This is a genomic window from Vibrio sp. D3 (genome assembly GCF_043995865.1).
Classification (GTDB): Bacteria; Pseudomonadota; Gammaproteobacteria; order Enterobacterales; family Vibrionaceae; genus Vibrio; species Vibrio diabolicus.
In genome coordinates, this window is record NZ_CP171887.1 from 2106332 (window position 1) to 2122123 (window position 15792).

The 15792-nt window shown below is 44.0% G+C and carries 18 protein-coding genes; 3 read left to right on the forward strand and 15 right to left on the reverse strand.

Going from position 1 to position 15792, the window contains the following annotated elements:
• Window positions 1-244 precede the first annotated feature (244 nt).
• Window positions 245-1711 carry a sodium-dependent transporter gene (locus ACHFJ9_RS17700; RefSeq protein ID WP_005398219.1) on the forward strand — a complete coding sequence of 489 codons (1467 nt, stop codon included), beginning with the start codon at window positions 245-247 and terminating at the stop codon, window positions 1709-1711.
• The gene (locus ACHFJ9_RS17705; protein WP_005372963.1) at window positions 1708-1803 is read left to right on the forward strand and encodes a MetS family NSS transporter small subunit; all 96 of its coding nucleotides are present in this window, start codon (window positions 1708-1710) and stop codon (window positions 1801-1803) included. Before ACHFJ9_RS17700 ends, ACHFJ9_RS17705 begins: the two co-directional genes overlap by 4 nt.
• 65 nt (window positions 1804-1868) lie before the next feature.
• Here ACHFJ9_RS17705 and ACHFJ9_RS17710 read toward each other — a convergent pair whose 3' ends face one another.
• The 15 genes from ACHFJ9_RS17710 to yceD form a co-directional block, all read right to left on the reverse strand.
• Window positions 1869-2270, reverse strand: a complete 402-nt coding sequence (locus tag ACHFJ9_RS17710) for a hypothetical protein (RefSeq protein WP_005396996.1) — start codon at window positions 2268-2270, stop codon at window positions 1869-1871.
• A 210-nt stretch (window positions 2271-2480) separates the two neighbouring features.
• On the reverse strand, window positions 2481-3911 hold the full coding sequence (gene ptsG, locus ACHFJ9_RS17715) for a PTS glucose transporter subunit IIBC (protein WP_006743155.1): 1431 nt from the start codon (window positions 3909-3911) through the stop codon (window positions 2481-2483).
• 444 nt (window positions 3912-4355) lie between these two features.
• Window positions 4356-5123, reverse strand: a complete 768-nt coding sequence (locus ACHFJ9_RS17720) for a TatD family hydrolase (RefSeq protein WP_109169742.1) — start codon at window positions 5121-5123, stop codon at window positions 4356-4358.
• Entirely contained in the window at window positions 5114-6076 is a 963-nt protein-coding gene (locus ACHFJ9_RS17725; RefSeq protein ID WP_203347085.1) for a DNA polymerase III subunit delta', read from the reverse strand. The genes ACHFJ9_RS17720 and ACHFJ9_RS17725 overlap by 10 nt, the downstream gene beginning before the upstream one ends.
• A gap of 27 nt (window positions 6077-6103) precedes the next feature.
• Window positions 6104-6736 (reverse strand): dTMP kinase, encoded by a 633-nt coding sequence (tmk, locus tag ACHFJ9_RS17730; RefSeq protein ID WP_031780597.1) that lies wholly within the window; start codon window positions 6734-6736, stop codon window positions 6104-6106.
• Window positions 6733-7749: an endolytic transglycosylase MltG gene (gene mltG / locus ACHFJ9_RS17735; protein WP_046874424.1), complete on the reverse strand. Its 1017-nt coding sequence runs from the start codon at window positions 7747-7749 to the stop codon at window positions 6733-6735. The genes tmk and mltG overlap by 4 nt, the downstream gene beginning before the upstream one ends.
• Window positions 7746-8561, reverse strand: a complete 816-nt coding sequence (pabC, locus tag ACHFJ9_RS17740) for an aminodeoxychorismate lyase (RefSeq protein ID WP_193447042.1) — start codon at window positions 8559-8561, stop codon at window positions 7746-7748. The genes mltG and pabC overlap by 4 nt, the downstream gene beginning before the upstream one ends.
• Window positions 8562-8668: 107 nt before the next feature.
• A complete protein-coding gene (fabF, locus tag ACHFJ9_RS17745; RefSeq protein WP_005396984.1) occupies window positions 8669-9919 on the reverse strand; it encodes a beta-ketoacyl-ACP synthase II in 1251 nt (416 codons plus the stop codon).
• A gap of 93 nt (window positions 9920-10012) precedes the next feature.
• The gene (acpP, locus tag ACHFJ9_RS17750; RefSeq protein WP_004406112.1) at window positions 10013-10246 is read right to left on the reverse strand and encodes an acyl carrier protein; all 234 of its coding nucleotides are present in this window, start codon (window positions 10244-10246) and stop codon (window positions 10013-10015) included.
• A gap of 246 nt (window positions 10247-10492) precedes the next feature.
• Window positions 10493-11227: a 3-oxoacyl-ACP reductase FabG gene (fabG, locus tag ACHFJ9_RS17755; RefSeq protein WP_031780596.1), complete on the reverse strand. Its 735-nt coding sequence runs from the start codon at window positions 11225-11227 to the stop codon at window positions 10493-10495.
• Window positions 11228-11273: 46 nt separating this feature from the next.
• Window positions 11274-12197: an ACP S-malonyltransferase gene (fabD, locus tag ACHFJ9_RS17760; RefSeq protein ID WP_012841591.1), complete on the reverse strand. Its 924-nt coding sequence runs from the start codon at window positions 12195-12197 to the stop codon at window positions 11274-11276.
• 75 nt (window positions 12198-12272) lie between these two features.
• Window positions 12273-13223: a beta-ketoacyl-ACP synthase III gene (locus ACHFJ9_RS17765; protein WP_005396980.1), complete on the reverse strand. Its 951-nt coding sequence runs from the start codon at window positions 13221-13223 to the stop codon at window positions 12273-12275.
• Window positions 13224-13228: 5 nt separating this feature from the next.
• On the reverse strand, window positions 13229-14254 hold the full coding sequence (plsX, locus tag ACHFJ9_RS17770; RefSeq protein WP_012841590.1) for a phosphate acyltransferase PlsX: 1026 nt from the start codon (window positions 14252-14254) through the stop codon (window positions 13229-13231).
• Window positions 14255-14264: 10 nt separating this feature from the next.
• On the reverse strand, window positions 14265-14435 hold the full coding sequence (gene rpmF / locus ACHFJ9_RS17775; RefSeq protein WP_005396978.1) for a 50S ribosomal protein L32: 171 nt from the start codon (window positions 14433-14435) through the stop codon (window positions 14265-14267).
• Between the two features lie 59 nt (window positions 14436-14494).
• The gene (gene yceD, locus ACHFJ9_RS17780; protein WP_005396977.1) at window positions 14495-15019 is read right to left on the reverse strand and encodes a 23S rRNA accumulation protein YceD; all 525 of its coding nucleotides are present in this window, start codon (window positions 15017-15019) and stop codon (window positions 14495-14497) included.
• A gap of 149 nt (window positions 15020-15168) precedes the next feature.
• Between yceD and ACHFJ9_RS17785 the strand changes: the two genes are divergently transcribed.
• Window positions 15169-15750 (forward strand): Maf family protein, encoded by a 582-nt coding sequence (locus ACHFJ9_RS17785; RefSeq protein WP_005396976.1) that lies wholly within the window; start codon window positions 15169-15171, stop codon window positions 15748-15750.
• Window positions 15751-15792 lie beyond the last annotated feature (42 nt).

The following is a 15792-nucleotide window of genomic DNA, read 5'->3' on the forward strand; positions in this document are numbered from 1 at the left end:
GTTAGTCTGATTAGTGAAAACAGATAAATATTTCAGTTTTATCAAACACACATCAAAACTTTAAGATTAATAATCTACTTTCTCTCACAGTAACCAGAATATAGCTCTAGAAAATTATAATAAGCTAGAATTAAGGATAGAAAAGCTGATAGATAACAGCGGTCCTTTCTTCCAACAGTTTGCGCAAATATTACTGTGTTACGGAGAGAGCTTCATTCCTCAGGGAGTCGTATAGGAGTCAAATATGAAGCGAGAACAATGGGGATCCCGAGCGGGATTCATCTTAGCAGCAGTCGGGTCTGCTATCGGTTTGGGAAACATTTGGCGTTTTCCATACATGGCCTATGAAAACGGTGGCGGCGCATTTTTTATTCCTTACATTTTCGCCATGATCACGGCCGGTATTCCATTTATGATCCTTGAGTTCAGTATGGGACAAAAGTACCGAGGCTCAGCACCAAAAACGCTAGCGAAAATTCATTCTAAATTTGAATGGCTTGGCTGGTTCCAAGTTGGTGTTGCAGCAGTTATCGCCGTTTACTATGTTGCAGTTATCGGTTGGTCAATTTCTTACTTTGGGTTGTCGTTCACTCAAGGTTGGGGAACCGATACAAACGCATTTTTCTTTAGTGAGTACCTAAAGTTAGGTGATAACTCACCAACAGACTTAGGCAGTATTCAATGGAAAATTGCCTTATCTATGGTGATTGCTTGGGCTATTACTTACACCGCCATTGCCAAAGGCGTGAAATCAGGGATTGAGCGCGCATCTAAAATCATGATGCCAATACTATTTTTGATGGTGATTTTTTTAATCGGACGTATGGTTTTCTTGCCAGGAGCTTTGGATGGCGTTAACTACATGTTTGAACCCGATTTCAGCAAAATTTGGGATGTGAAAGTATGGGCAGCTGCGTACGGTCAGATCTTCTTTACCCTAAGCATCGGCTTCGCGATCATGCTGGCTTACTCTAGTTATCTGCCAGAAAAGTCAGACATCACGAATAACGCGTTTATGACCGTGTTGATCAACTGTGGCTTCTCCATCCTAGCTGGTATTATGATCTTCTCTGTCTTGGGTTACATGGCTCAAGAACAAGGTAAACCGCTAACAGAAGTGGTATCTGCAGGCGTTGGCCTTGCTTTTGTTACTTTACCTGCGGCAATTAACTTATTACCCGCACCATATATTCTTGGTCCTCTGTTCTTCTTTGCACTGGTGGTTGCTGGTCTAAGTTCGCACATTTCTATCATGGAAGCCGTAACATCCGCCATCATCGATAAGCTAAAGTGGAGCCGAAAAAAAGCTGCAAACGTTGTAATCGGAACTGGTTTTGTGGTTTCTATGGCGTTCGCAACAAATGGCGGTCTATTGCTGCTAGACCTAGTAGACCACTTCGCAAACAACGTTGGCATTATGGTAGGCGGCTTGGTTGAGATTGTATTGATGGCGTGGCTATTGAAACGCGTGCCTGAAGTGCGTAATTACGTAAATGAGCGCTCTGATTTCTCTATTGGTCAATGGTTTGAGATCTGTTTACGCTTCGTAACACCGATTATGCTCGCCATTATCTTAGCAACTAAGCTTTATGCTTTATTTACTGAAGGCTACGGTGGTTATGATCTAACTGTAGGCTGGGCACTTATCGCCGCACTATTTATCTTTGGTCTAGTGATTAACGCAGTAAATCGCAAGGAGACAGCGAAATGACAATCAGCGCAATTATTATGATGGTTATTGGTTTAGGTATCACTTGGGGCGGCGCGGCCGTTTGTATCAAGCGAGCCATGGATAAGCAATAGCAGTATTGCATTCCAAACATAAAAAACGCCGGTATTTACCGGCGTTTTTTTATGTTTCTTTTATTCTAGAAACTGTATTTGATGCCAACGGCACCACCAAGTTGTAAGTCAGCACCTTTGTAAAGATCTAGCTCTGGGTGTATTTGACCATAAAGATCCCAGCCGCGTGATAAATCCCAGTTCACACCGAGAGGTACACGCACGCCAAACTCATCATCCCATTCATACCAACCACCAACGCCAACATACCAAGTCACAGGCATGTTTTGATCGAATGTTCCACGTTTAGCGATGTAATCAAACGCCATACCATCGTTACCGATAATACCGCGATACTTATTATCTAACTCAACAACAACACTCAACTGTTGATCGACAGCCATACCAACAGACAAGTTTGTTGGCTCATTTGCCGCCATTGCGGTACTAGAAACTAGTCCTGCTAATAAAATTAATTTGCTCTTCATACACGTTATCAATTATTAAAAAAACATCATGCGTTATTCAAACATAGTGGTGTTTCAATATGTCAACGATGAGTAAGCGCGATGTATGAAAAGACTGGCAAAAGTAAAGATGAGTTTAGGATCACACTCAGAAAGCACTTTTAGCAATGGGAGAGGAACTAAAAAAGGAGGCCGAAGCCTCCTTTTATTCATTGTTATGAATGACGGTGATTAGCCGTGGTTACGGATCCACTCATCCATTTCAGTTTTTAGGTTGTCAGACTTAGTACCGAAGATAGCTTGTACACCACCTGCAACAACTACAACACCAGCAGCGCCAAGTTGTTTCAGTTTGTCTTGGTCAACAGCTGCTGTATCTGCAACCGCTACACGTAGGCGAGTGATACATGCGTCTAGACCAGTAATGTTAGCTTTACCACCGAACGCTGCAACCAGTTCACCACCCATGTCAGAGCCAGAAGTTGCTGCCGCACTTTCTGTTTCATCTTCACGACCAGGAGTTTTTAGGTCAAGTGCTGTGATTACGCCACGGAACACTACGTAGTAAATCACTGCGTATACTAGACCAACAGCAATCATTAGACCCATCTTCTGAGCGTTACCAGATAGAACTAGGAAGTCGATCAGACCGTGAGAGAAAGAAGTACCGTGTACAAAGCCTAGAGTGTTAGAAACAATGTATGCAGAACCAGCTAGTAGAGCGTGGATACCGTATAGTAGTGGAGCAACGAATAGGAATGAGAATTCGATAGGCTCAGTAATACCAGTTAGGAATGAAGTCAGTGCAGCTGACGCCATGATACCCATTACTTTTGCGCGGTTTTCTGGTTTAGCACAGTGAGCAATTGCGATTGCTGCAGCTGGTAGACCAAACATCTTGAACATGTAACCACCCGCTAGCTGACCGAAGCCATTACCAGCAGCACGAGATGCTTCATCAGCAACTAGGTAACAAGTTAGTACGCCGTTTTGAGCTTCACCAGCAGCGTTAACACAAGAACCAGCTTCGAAGAAGAACGGTACGTTCCATACGTGGTGTAGGCCGAATGGGATTAGAGAACGCTCTACAACACCGTAGATACCGAATGCTAGTTGTGGGTTTTGGTGCGCAGCCCAATCAGAGAATGCAGAGATTGCACCGCCAATTGGTGGCCAAATTACAGAAAGGATAACACCAAGGATGATCGCTGCAAAACCAGTGATGATAGGCACTGCACGCTTACCAGCGAAGAAGCCAAGATACTCTGGAAGTTGAATTTTGAAGAAACGGTTGAATGCCCAAGCAGCCACACCACCGACAAGGATACCACCTAGTACACCTGTATCGATTTTCTCAACACCCATAACACCCGCCATTACACCTAGCGTTGCCGTCATGATGCCGTAACCAACGATTGCTGCAAGACCAGCAACACCGTCGTTATTAGTGAAGCCTAGAGCTACACCTACTGCAAATAGAAGTGCCATTTGGCCGAATACTGAACCACCGGCTTGTTCCATAAGATTAGAAACGATCTCTGGAATAAAGCTTAGATGGGCAGCACCCACACCTAATAAAATACCTGCAACTGGTAAAACTGATACTGGAAGCATCAGCGCCTTACCAACTTTTTGCAGGTTAGCAAAAAGGTTCTTAAACATGTTTATGCTCCTGATAAATTTATAAGTATTATTTGGGCACTAACGGCACACCCCCGTAGCCTAAAGGTTAGCACCCAATGAAAATGTAACCACAACTGCATTATATTTTCCGGCTCTAAATATATATTGATGACCCTCAAACTTTCCACACAGTTACGAAATTTAGTTTCAAAACAAGTCTTGGATCACACCCAAAAACAGCTAATGAAAAGGTTTGCATTGCAGTTATATTACTGTTTTATAAAGAGTTTATTATTTATATAATTAATTTTAAGGCGTAAATAAAATACGCCCCAATGTTATTTTTAGTAACAAAATTACATTTGTGATTTTTGAATGTTATTAAATCAACATTTTTAGTAAACATTAAACTCATGAGTATATCTGTTGTTTTTATCAACAAAAAAGGAGCATACGCTCCTTTTTTATGCTCTTATTGATTTTTCATCGCAAAAAAAGATTTCGGAAATTTTCGGTGGTTTTTTGTGCCACTTCAGAAAGAGAGCACGATTTGAGTTGCGCAATATAAGAAGCCACCTCGACAACATAAGCAGGTTGATTCTCTTTACCTCGGTGAGGGACTGGAGCCAAGTAAGGAGAATCTGTCTCAATGAGAAGCTTCTCTAGAGGTAGAGTCTTCACCACTTCTTTCAACTCTGTAGCTTGACGGAAAGTGACAATCCCCGAGATAGAAATATAAAACCCCAGCTCAAGTGCAGCTTCAGCAAATGGAAGATCTTCTGTAAAACAGTGGATAACACCACCACATTTCTCCGCCCCACCCTTACGCAAAATATCTAGAGTCTCCGCACGTGCGTTTCTGGTATGGATAATTAAAGGTTTGTTAAGCTCCACCGCAAGATCAACGTGTTGCTCAAAACGCTCTTTCTGTAACGCTGCCGTTTCTGGCTTATAATGATAATCCAAGCCTGTTTCACCAATGGCAACGACTTTTTCATTCGATGCGTGGTGACGTAGCACGTCCATCGAAAAGTCGCTTTCAACATCAAGTGGGTGTACACCGCACGAAGCATAAACATTCTCATAAGGCTCAATCATTTCCATCATTTTAGGGAAAGAATCCAGAGTAACTCCCACAGAAAGCAGCTCGGTTACCTTTGCTTGTTTAGCTTTGTTAATAACGTCTTCCACATTGATGTGGAGATCGTCGTAATTCAATTTGTCTAAATGACAATGAGAATCTACGAACATAATGCCTCTCGTGATTCAATTAACCAGTTCATTGATAGTAGCTCAAGGTTTAGACCAGGAAAGGCTTGCACCTGAGCTTTGAGGTCCATCAGCGCCTTCGCTGATGAGTACAAACTGTTGTAGTTGTTCGGCTGAAACTTTATAGCGCCAGGAAGCATTTGTGCTTCTGATACACCAAACTGCGCTTTCTGAGCGTCTGTCAGTAAATACCACGCCCAGTCTAGTGATTGCTCCGAGTGTTTAGCCATTAAAGAAGCACACTCAGAAATGTCTGAGGCAGGAGAAGACATCGCCTTAATAAAAGTGCGCTCAAAAGCCAAGTAAGCATCGAGATCGCCATTATTTAACGCATCCAATGTTTTTATAGGAGAGCCCATATTCAGTTTTAAGGCGTAAGCAGGAACTTGCTGCGCCCCTTGTTCGCGCATCCATTGCATCGCTTGTTCCGTTGACGGCGGCGCAACAACCCAGTGTTGGCAACGGCTACGAATCGTTGGAAGCAGGCGCTCCTGATTGTGGGTAACGAGCAAAAACAAGCACTTTGCCCCAGGCTCTTCTAGCGTTTTTAACAATGCATTCGATGCCGATTCATTCATAGAGTCCGCTGGCTCTATAACAAATAGGCGATAACCATTAAGCTGTGATGATTCCTGAGCAAGACGGTTGCAAGCTCGAACTTGGTCCACCGTTATCGCTTTTCCTTCTTTTTCTGGTTTGATCCAGTGTAAATCTGGGTGGTTGTGTGATTGATTTAATTGACAGCTATGACAAAAACCGCACGCTTCACTGGCGTAATTTTGGCAAAGAAGTGCTTGGCTAAAAAACTCGATAAGTTTTTCGATGCCTAAGCCTTGCTCGCTTTGCAATAAAAGCGCACCTGGTACTCTGTCCGACTCTAGCCCTACTTTGAGGTTATCCCATACTGGCTGCAACCATGGATAATCATTTAACATGAGTCACCTAAATTTAAGTTTCACTTATTATTGACGAGCTAACCACTCGTTAAGAGCGTCCCGAATATCACGCGACACGTCTTCGATCGCCTGCTCAGCGTTAATGATAATGATAGAAGGATCAGCATGAGCAATCTCCAAATAACGCTCTCGTGTACGTTCAAAGAAGCTAATATCCATCTTCTCGATACGATCGAGCTCACCACGCCCACGCGCACGCTCAAGCCCAACGCGAGGGTCGATATCCATATAGAGAGTGAAAGCAGGTTTAAAATCACCAAGCGTTGTGTCTCGAAGGTTTTTCATTAGCGACGCGTCAATCTGACGGCCACCACCTTGATAAGCCTGCGACGACATATCGTGGCGGTCACCCACCACCCACTGACCGTTCGCCAAAGCTGGTTTGATCACGTTCTCAACCAACTGGACACGTGCAGCATATAGAAGAAGCAACTCCGTCATGTCTTTAAGTTCTTCGCCTTCATGCTCTTCTTTCACCAGAGCGCGCATCTTTTCTGCTAGCGGCGTGCCTCCTGGCTCACGAGTATTTACGATATTTTCAATACCTGCCGCTTTTAGCGTATCTAAAACGGTTTTAATCGCAGTGCTTTTACCCGCGCCTTCTAGGCCTTCAACGACAATAAAGTTTGCTTTCATCATTTGTTCTTTCTTAGTTCTCTTAAATAGGCTCGAACAGCACGATTGTGCTCTGCAAGGGATTTCGAAAATACGTGTCCGCCCTTTCCACTTGCTACGAAATATAAATAGTTGCTGCTTTCTGGATTCAAAGCCGCTTCAATAGAGGCTTCACCTGCCATCGCGATTGGGGTTGGAGGTAAGCCATTGATGGTATAGGTGTTATATGGTGTCGGCGTGCGCAAATCTTTCTTACGAATATTTCCGTCGTAAGCATCACCCATACCATAAATAACCGTCGGATCCGTTTGTAAACGCATGCGTTTGTTCAATCGGTTGATAAACACAGAAGCGACGCGCTCACGCTCAGAGTCAATGGCCGTCTCTTTCTCGATGATAGACGCCAGAATCAAGGCTTCATATTTGTCTTGCAATGGCAGCTTTCCTTGACGAGCTTCCCAGTTAGCATCCAGAATCTTATTGAGTTTTCGATGCGCTCGTTTTAATAACTGGCTTTCACTTGCACCCGCCGTATAATGGTAGGTTTCTGCTAAAAACAGTCCTTCAAGCTTTTCTCGCTCAATACCCAACTTTGCTGCCATGTCTTTTTCTGATAGATCGGTTAAGTCATGCTCTAAATAAGGAGCACTTTTCAATTGCTCTACCCACTCAGAAAAGCGGCTGCCTTCAACAAAAGTGATCGCAAACTGGTATTCTTTTCCGGTGTTCAGGTGCTCCAATGCTTGCGAAAGCGACATACCAGGCTCTAGTTGATAAGTGCCCGCTCGTACTTGCAACAGTTCTGGATATAAGTGAGGTATTAAACGGATGTACTCCGACGTTTCAATTACCTCATCTTCAACTAAGGCGCGCATGACATGATGAAAGCTTGTACCACTTTCTACAGTAAACAGCTGAGGTTGTTCCAATAGAATAGGCTTTTCAACGTATTGTTTAGCCTGTGAAATTATATAAAAAACAGCTGCTGCGCCTATCACTGCTATCAGCACAACAAAAGCCAACAGTTTTTTAATCACGTAGTTAAATTCCCTTGCAGTCGTTGAGTCAATTTTCCTATCGGAAATATAGTCTTAGAGTTAGATGCCACTATGCTGCGAATTGGTGCGACACCTAATATTGAGTTACACATGAAAGCCTCGTCTGCGCTCAGCAAATCTGGAAGTATAAAACGCCCCTCGATGACTTCAATATGACTTACTTTTAGTAACTCAAGCACCTTACGACGCATTACGCCCGCAACGCCAGATAAGGTCAGCTCCGGTGTAAATACTTTATTACCTTTAACCCAAAAAAGGTTGGCCATTGTAGTTTCAATGACATGGTTTTGCACATTTAACGTTATTGCATCTGCAAACTCGGTATCGTCGATTTCAGCCTTGGCGAGAATCTGCTCTAAACGGTTGTTGTGCTTGTGTCCAGCAAGTAAAGGTTGGATCCCGAGACGAGTCTCACAAACGCCCAAATCCACGCCTTTTTCTTGCCAAGAAGAGTAATGAGAAGGAAACGCAAAATTGGAGATAGTCACGATAGGGCCTTCAATCCCATTAGGACTATACCCTCGCCCACCAATACCACGGCTAACGTGAATTTTCACCCCAGCTTGTGCATCAGATAAAGCCGCTTTGCTTGCCCAATCACGCACAACTTGCCAGTCAGGGGAAGAGATCTTCAATACGTCAAGGCAGGACTTCATACGCTCAATGTGTTCTTGCCAGTAAACCAACTCTCCGTTTTGGGTCAGAATGGTGGTAAAACCTCCATCACCGTATTGGAATGAGCGATCACCCAGTTCTACATGCGTTTGTGGAACTCCATTTACCCAAAACATTCGCTTACCTTCAAATTAGCAGACAACAAATAAAACAAAACGGCTCAATGCTAAGCATCGAGCCGTTAGAATACAAGTTTCGCTTATCTAAATAAGGTTAGATAGTGTTACTCAGCGAACTTTTTGAAGATCAAAGAACCGTTTGTACCACCAAAGCCAAACGAGTTACAGATAGCGTATTCCATACCTTCAACTTTGCGCGCAGTGTGCGGCACAAGGTCAATGTCTAGACCTTCTTCTGGATCATCAAGGTTAATCGTTGGTGGAACGATTTGGTCAACCAAAGACATAACCGTGATAATTGCTTCAACAGACCCTGCTGCACCTAATAGGTGACCAGTCATAGACTTAGTTGATGATACAAGTACTTGCTTCGCACCTTCTTCACCAAGAGCACGTTTCACGCCCTTGATTTCTGCAACGTCGCCAGCAGGAGTAGATGTACCGTGAGCATTCACATAACCTACTTGGGTACCTGTGATGTTCGCGTCACGCATTGCCGCTTCCATCGCAAGTGCACCACCAGAGCCATCTTCGCTTGGAGAAGTCATGTGGTAAGCATCACCAGACATACCAAAACCAACCAGTTCTGCGTAAATCTTCGCGCCACGTGCTTTCGCGTGTTCGTACTCTTCAAGCACCATCATGCCAGCACCATCACCTAGAACAAAGCCATCACGGCCTTTATCCCATGGACGAGACGCTTTTTGAGGTTCGTCATTACGAGTAGATAGCGCTTTAGCTGCACCGAAGCCAGCCATGCCAAGAGGCGTAGACGCTTTTTCTGCGCCACCAGCAACCATCGCATCTGCATCGCCGTACGCAATCATTCGTGCAGCATGACCGATGTTATGTAGGCCAGTAGTACATGCTGTAGAAATCGCGATATTTGGACCACGAAGACCACGCATGATAGATAGGTTACCTGCAACCATATTTACGATGGTCGAAGGAACAAAAAATGGGCTAACTTTGCGAGGGCCTTTTTCTACTAATGCAGTGTGACCTGTTTCGATCAGATCTAGACCGCCAATGCCTGAGCCGATAGCAACACCAACTCGAGCCGCATTTTCTTCGGTAATTTGTAAGCCAGAGTTATCAAGAGCTTGAATACCCGCGGCAATGCCGTACTGGATGAAAAGATCCATCTTACGAGCATCTTTTTTAGACATGTACTCTGTGCAATCGAAATCTTTAACAAGACCTGCAAAACGAGTTGAGAAGTTCGTAGCATCAAAGTGCTCGATATTCACGATACCACTTTGACCTTCTAGCAGGGCTTTCCAAGATGATTCTACTGTGTTGCCTACCGGTGACAACATACCCATGCCAGTGACAACTACACGACGCTTGGACACGATATAATTCTCCGGGAATTGAATATTTCTATGAGAGGATAGAAGAAGTTAGAAAGAACACAGGCGGTCTAGGAGACCGCCTGGGAGAGCTAATTACTGAGCGCTGTTTACGTAGTCGATTGCAGCTTGAACAGTAGTGATCTTCTCAGCTTCTTCGTCAGGAATCTCAGTGTCGAATTCCTCTTCTAGAGCCATAACTAGTTCTACAGTGTCTAGAGAATCAGCACCTAGATCGTCAACGAAAGAAGCTTCGTTTTTAACTTCTGCTTCGTCTACACCTAGCTGTTCAACAATGATTTTCTTTACGCGTTCTTCGATGTTGCTCATTTTTCTTTTCCTTTACAGATTTCGCCTAATGCGATGATTCCGTAGTTTATTCGAACTATTGAAAGTTGCAAGGGGGTCCTTGCTGGTCAAACCACAAAATTAGCGAATTTAACCGAATTTCAATACATTTTTGACTTAAATCATGCACAAATCTTGCGCATAAGCATGACAAGTTCATGACAGTTAACTGCAACTATAGGCTATTTTTCACAATGTAAAATAGCTTATTTTGCACAAACTGTCTCATTAAACCATGTACATGCCACCATTTACATGCAAAGTTTCACCAGTAATGTACGCTGCTTCAGGCGAAGCAAGGAAAACTACTGCTGATGCAATTTCACGTGGGTCACCTAAACGACCAGCTGGCACGTTCGACAACGTTGCCGCACGTTGCTCATCATTTAGTGCCTTCGTCATGTCAGTTTCGATGAAACCAGGGGCAACAGTGTTCACTGTTACACCACGAGACGCAACTTCACGAGCCATTGATTTAGTAAAACCAATCACGCCCGCTTTCGCTGCTGCGTAGTTAGTTTGACCTGCGTTACCCATGGTACCAACAACAGAGCCTACGTTGATGATACGACCCGCACGTTTTTTCATCATGCCGCGTAAAACCGCTTTAGACATACGGTAGATAGGCGTTAGGTTGGTATCGATGATGTCGTTCCACTCATCATCTTTCATACGCATCAATAGGTTATCACGAGTAATACCAGCGTTATTCACCAGAATATCGATCACACCAAATTCTTCGTTGATCGTTTTTAGTGTCGCTTCGATAGACTCGACATCAGTCACGTTAAGAGCTAGGCCTTTACCGTTATCACCAAGATACTCGCTGATAGCTGCAGCGCCACTTTCAGAAGTAGCCGTACCGATAACCGTCGCACCGCGCTCTACAAGAAGTTCCGCGATCGCGCGGCCAATACCACGGCTTGCGCCTGTAACTAGCGCGATCTTACCTTCTAGATTCATCATGTTGTGTTTCCTTTTCTTATCGCAAGTTTTATCGCTTGATGGATTACTTCGCCGCGTCTAGCGACGCAACATCATTCACTGCTGCTGCAGTTAGCGTTTTCACGATACGTTTTGTTAGACCTGTTAAAACCTTACCAGGACCAAGCTCAAGAAGCTGTTCTACCCCTTGCTCGTGCATAAGCTCGACTGTTTCAGTCCAGCGAACTGGGCTATGTAGCTGACGAACAAGCGCATCTTTGATTTTTGCAGGATCTGTCTCAGCGACCACATCAACGTTGTTGATAACTGGAAGCTGTGGTGAGTTAAATTCGATAGACTCAAGAGCTACTGCAAGTTTTTCCGCTGCTGGCTTCATAAGCGCACAGTGTGATGGAACTGAAACAGGAAGAGGAAGCGCACGTTTCGCACCAGCTTCTTTACATAGCGCTCCCGCACGCTCTACTGCGTCTTTGCTACCCGCGATAACTACCTGACCAGGCGAGTTAAAGTTTACTGGAGAGACCACTTCACCTTGCGCTGCGTCTTCACACGCTTTTGCAATCGCATCATCAGCCAAACCGATAATCGCGTACATAGCGCCAGTACCTGCTGGTACCGCCTCTTGCATTAGCTTACCGCGTAATTCAACCAGCTTGATTGCTTCTTTAAAGTCAATCACACCCGCACATACAAGTGCTGAGTACTCACCTAGGCTGTGACCGGCTAGGTTTGCTGGTTGCTCTAAACCGAGCTCCTGCCATACACGCCAGATTGCAACAGATGAAGCTAGCAAAGCTGGTTGAGTGCGGAAAGTCTCGTTTAAATCTTCTGCAGGTCCATTTTGAACAAGCGCCCATAGATCGTAACCTAGTGCGTCAGATGCTTCTGCAAATGTTTGTTTTACTACGTCATATTGTTCGCCTAGTTCTGCAAGCATACCTACAGCTTGAGAACCTTGACCTGGAAATACGATAGCAAACTTGCTCATGTTGTTTTCCTTTAAGCAAAGTAAAAAGAAATAAGATGCAACAAGTGCACCTTAAATTTTGAATTCTCGTGAAACTTAGAACTTCACCAGAGCAGAGCCCCAAGTGAAACCGCCACCAAACGCCTCTAGCAATAAAGTCTGCCCACGTTTAATGCGACCATCGCGCACAGCTTCATCCAGCGCAGACGGTACTGTCGCCGCAGAAGTGTTCCCGTGTCGGTCTAATGTCACTACGACTTGGTCTAAAGACATTGAAAGCTTTTTCGCTGTTGCCGAAATAATTCGATAGTTCGCTTGATGCGGTACTAGCCAGTCTAGTTCAGACTTATGCATGTTGTTGGCTTCAAGCGTATCTTTAACGAGTTTAGACAGTTGAGTTACCGCAACTTTGAATACTTCGTTACCTGCCATATGAAGCCATTTGTCAGCATCTTGACCACGCTCAGGTACAGGTAGGCTTAGTAGCTCACCGAATTGACCATCCGAGTATATGTGGGTAGAAATAATACCTGGCTCTTGGCTAGCGCCTACGACAACGGCTCCAGCACCATCACCAAATAGGATAATGGTTGAACGGTCTGTCGGATCACACGTTTTAGACAAAGCATCTGAACCAATAACAAGTACGTTTTTACACATACCCGATTTAATATGTTGGTCTGCAACAGATAATGCGTACACAAAACCAGAACAAGCAGCGGCTAAGTCAAAAGCTGGACAACCTTTAATGCCAAGCTTTGCCTGCACCTGACACGCAGATGAAGGGAAAGTATGGCTACTGCTCGTTGTGGCTACGATAATCAGGTCGATATCGTTTTTATCAATACCCGCCATATCGATAGCGTTTTCAGCTGCGTAGAATGCCATGTCCGCTACAGTCTCATTTTCTGCAGCAATTCGACGCTCTTTAATACCCGTGCGAGCAACGATCCACTCATCACTTGTATCTACCATTTTCTCTAGATCTGCGTTTGTACGCACCTGAGATGGCAGGTAGCTGCCAGTACCTAAAATTTTGCTATACATGAAGACTAATAATGCCTCTCGAGTAAAACCGCTTCCAAACGATCGCTAATACGGCTTGGTACTTGTCGTTTGACCTCGTGTACTGCCTCGCCAAGTGCATTGACAATCGCAGATACATCCGCACTTCCATGGCTTTTTATGACAATGCCGCGCAATCCTAGCAAACTTGCGCCGTTATACTGGTCGGGGTTCAGTGTTTTTAGTTCATTAAATAGCCGAGAAAACAACTTTCTAGCAATCCAACCCTTTATCGTTGACGCCATCATACTGGTTTTAATTTTTTCGATAAAAAGTTGAGCTGTTCCCTCACTGGCTTTTAAGCATACGTTGCCGACAAACCCATCACATACAATGACGTCTGCAACATCATGCAAAATTTGATTACCTTCAATATAACCAACAAAGTTAATCGCGTCGGTCTGAGAAAGCATTTCTGCGCAACGTTTGACTAAATCGTTGCCTTTAATCTCTTCTGCGCCAATATTGAGTACAGCAACGCGAGGAGGACAACCTAAGTGTTCTTCTGCTAATGCACTGCCCATTACAGCAAATTGGAACAAACTATCAGCATCGCACGATACATTCGCACCTAGATCTAGCATCCAAGTACGCTTTCCAGTAATCGTCGGTAAAGCTGAGACTAAAGCAGGACGTTCAATACCAGGAAGTAACTTAAGAATGAAACGCGATAGTGCCATTAATGCACCGGTGTTGCCACCACTAACACAAGCATCCGCCTTCTGCTCAGAAACCAAATCGATAGCCATACGCATGGAACTATTTTGGCTATTACGTAGTGCCAATGAAGGTTTTTCTGAGTTCGAGATAACTTTCTCACTATGAAGAATAGTCAAGCGGGAACTGGTCGAGGTACCGAGTTGAGATAATTGAGACGTGATCAGAGATTGATCACCTATAAGAATCACTTTTAGCTCTGGGAAATGAGACAGTGCCTGCACGGCGGCAGGCACTGTTACGCGTGGACCGAAATCCCCGCCCATTGCATCAAGTGCAACGGTAATACTTTGCAAAGGTTCAACCTTACTTGTTGATAACCTTTTGACCACGGTAGTAACCTTCAGCAGTTACGTTGTGGCGTAGGTGAGTTTCACCAGAAGTCGCGTCTACAGATAGAGCAGCTGTAGTTAGCGCATCGTGTGAACGACGCATACCGCGCTTAGAACGAGTTTTACGGTTTTTCTGTACGGCCATTGACCCTACTCCTATACTATTGGGTTAAAAACCTGAAGAAGAATCGGTTACCACACCTATTACTTTTTCAGACTTTTCAAAACGTCGAATGGATTCGGTTTTTCTTCCTCAATTTCTTCAGGAATCTCACCAAAAACCATGTTATTTGAATCAACGCTACAATCCGCTTCATCGTGCATCGCAATTTGAGGTAATGCTAAGATGAACTCGTCTTCAACCAGTTGTATAAGGTCTAATTCACCATATTCATTTAGATCTACCAAATCATAAATTTCTGGTGCTTCCTGTTCTGTTTTCTCACCGTAGTAAGGAGTAGAAAGGAATTCAACTTCGCACTCATGTGCGAATACCTCATTACAACGCTGACACTCTAAATCGACTTCGATGTTAGCTTTACCAGAGATAACAACGAGTCGCTGTTCATCCATCCCAAATGACAATGAGACTTCTGCGTCGCGTTTTACGCCTTCAGTTGTTTCCGCTAAGCGCTTGAAAAGACTAGCTTGGATGATGCCATCGTAATCCAATCGTTTCTGTGCAGCTTTTGCTGGGTCAACCGTTCGCGGTATTTTTACCTTTTGCATAGGGCGCGAATATTATCTTCCAAATCAAAATTAGTCAAAGAAAAAGGCAAAAAAGTTGTACTTTTTTACGCTTAACATACAGAGCATTAGCCAGAATCATTTTTGATCGATTATCCTATCGGAAATGCTCCCACGAATTGTAATTCAAAATGAAAAATTACCAACTGGTTTTAGCCTCAACCTCCCCTTTTCGTAAACAACTGCTTGAAAAGCTTTCACTACCGTTCATTTGTTTATCACCTGATTGCGATGAAACACCGTTTGACCAGGAAACGCCTCTTGAACTGGTGCAAAGATTGGCCCAAGAGAAAGCAACATCTTGCCAGACGGATAAAGCAAGTTTAGTTATCGGCAGTGACCAGGTTTGTGTCATTAATGGTGAAATCGTTGGCAAACCTTTAAATAGAGACAACGCAATAAATCAACTTTTGTCTCAAAGTGGAAAAGTCATCACTTTCTATACCGGTCTTGCGGTACATAACACTGTCACAAACCATACAGAAGTCGGCTTTGATTCTTTCGAAGTACACTTTAGAGATTTGACGCTTGAACAAATCGAGCGCTACGTCGACAGGGAAGAACCTTTTTACTGCGCAGGCAGCTTTAAAAGCGAAGGAATGGGAATTTGTTTGTTTAACAAATTAGTGGGGAAAGACCCGAACACACTTGTCGGACTACCATTGATTGATTTGATTGATATGTTGCATGTTCAAGGACTCGATGTCCTTTGATCAAAATATGATAAAAGGGAGCCACAGGCTCCCTTCTTGCAT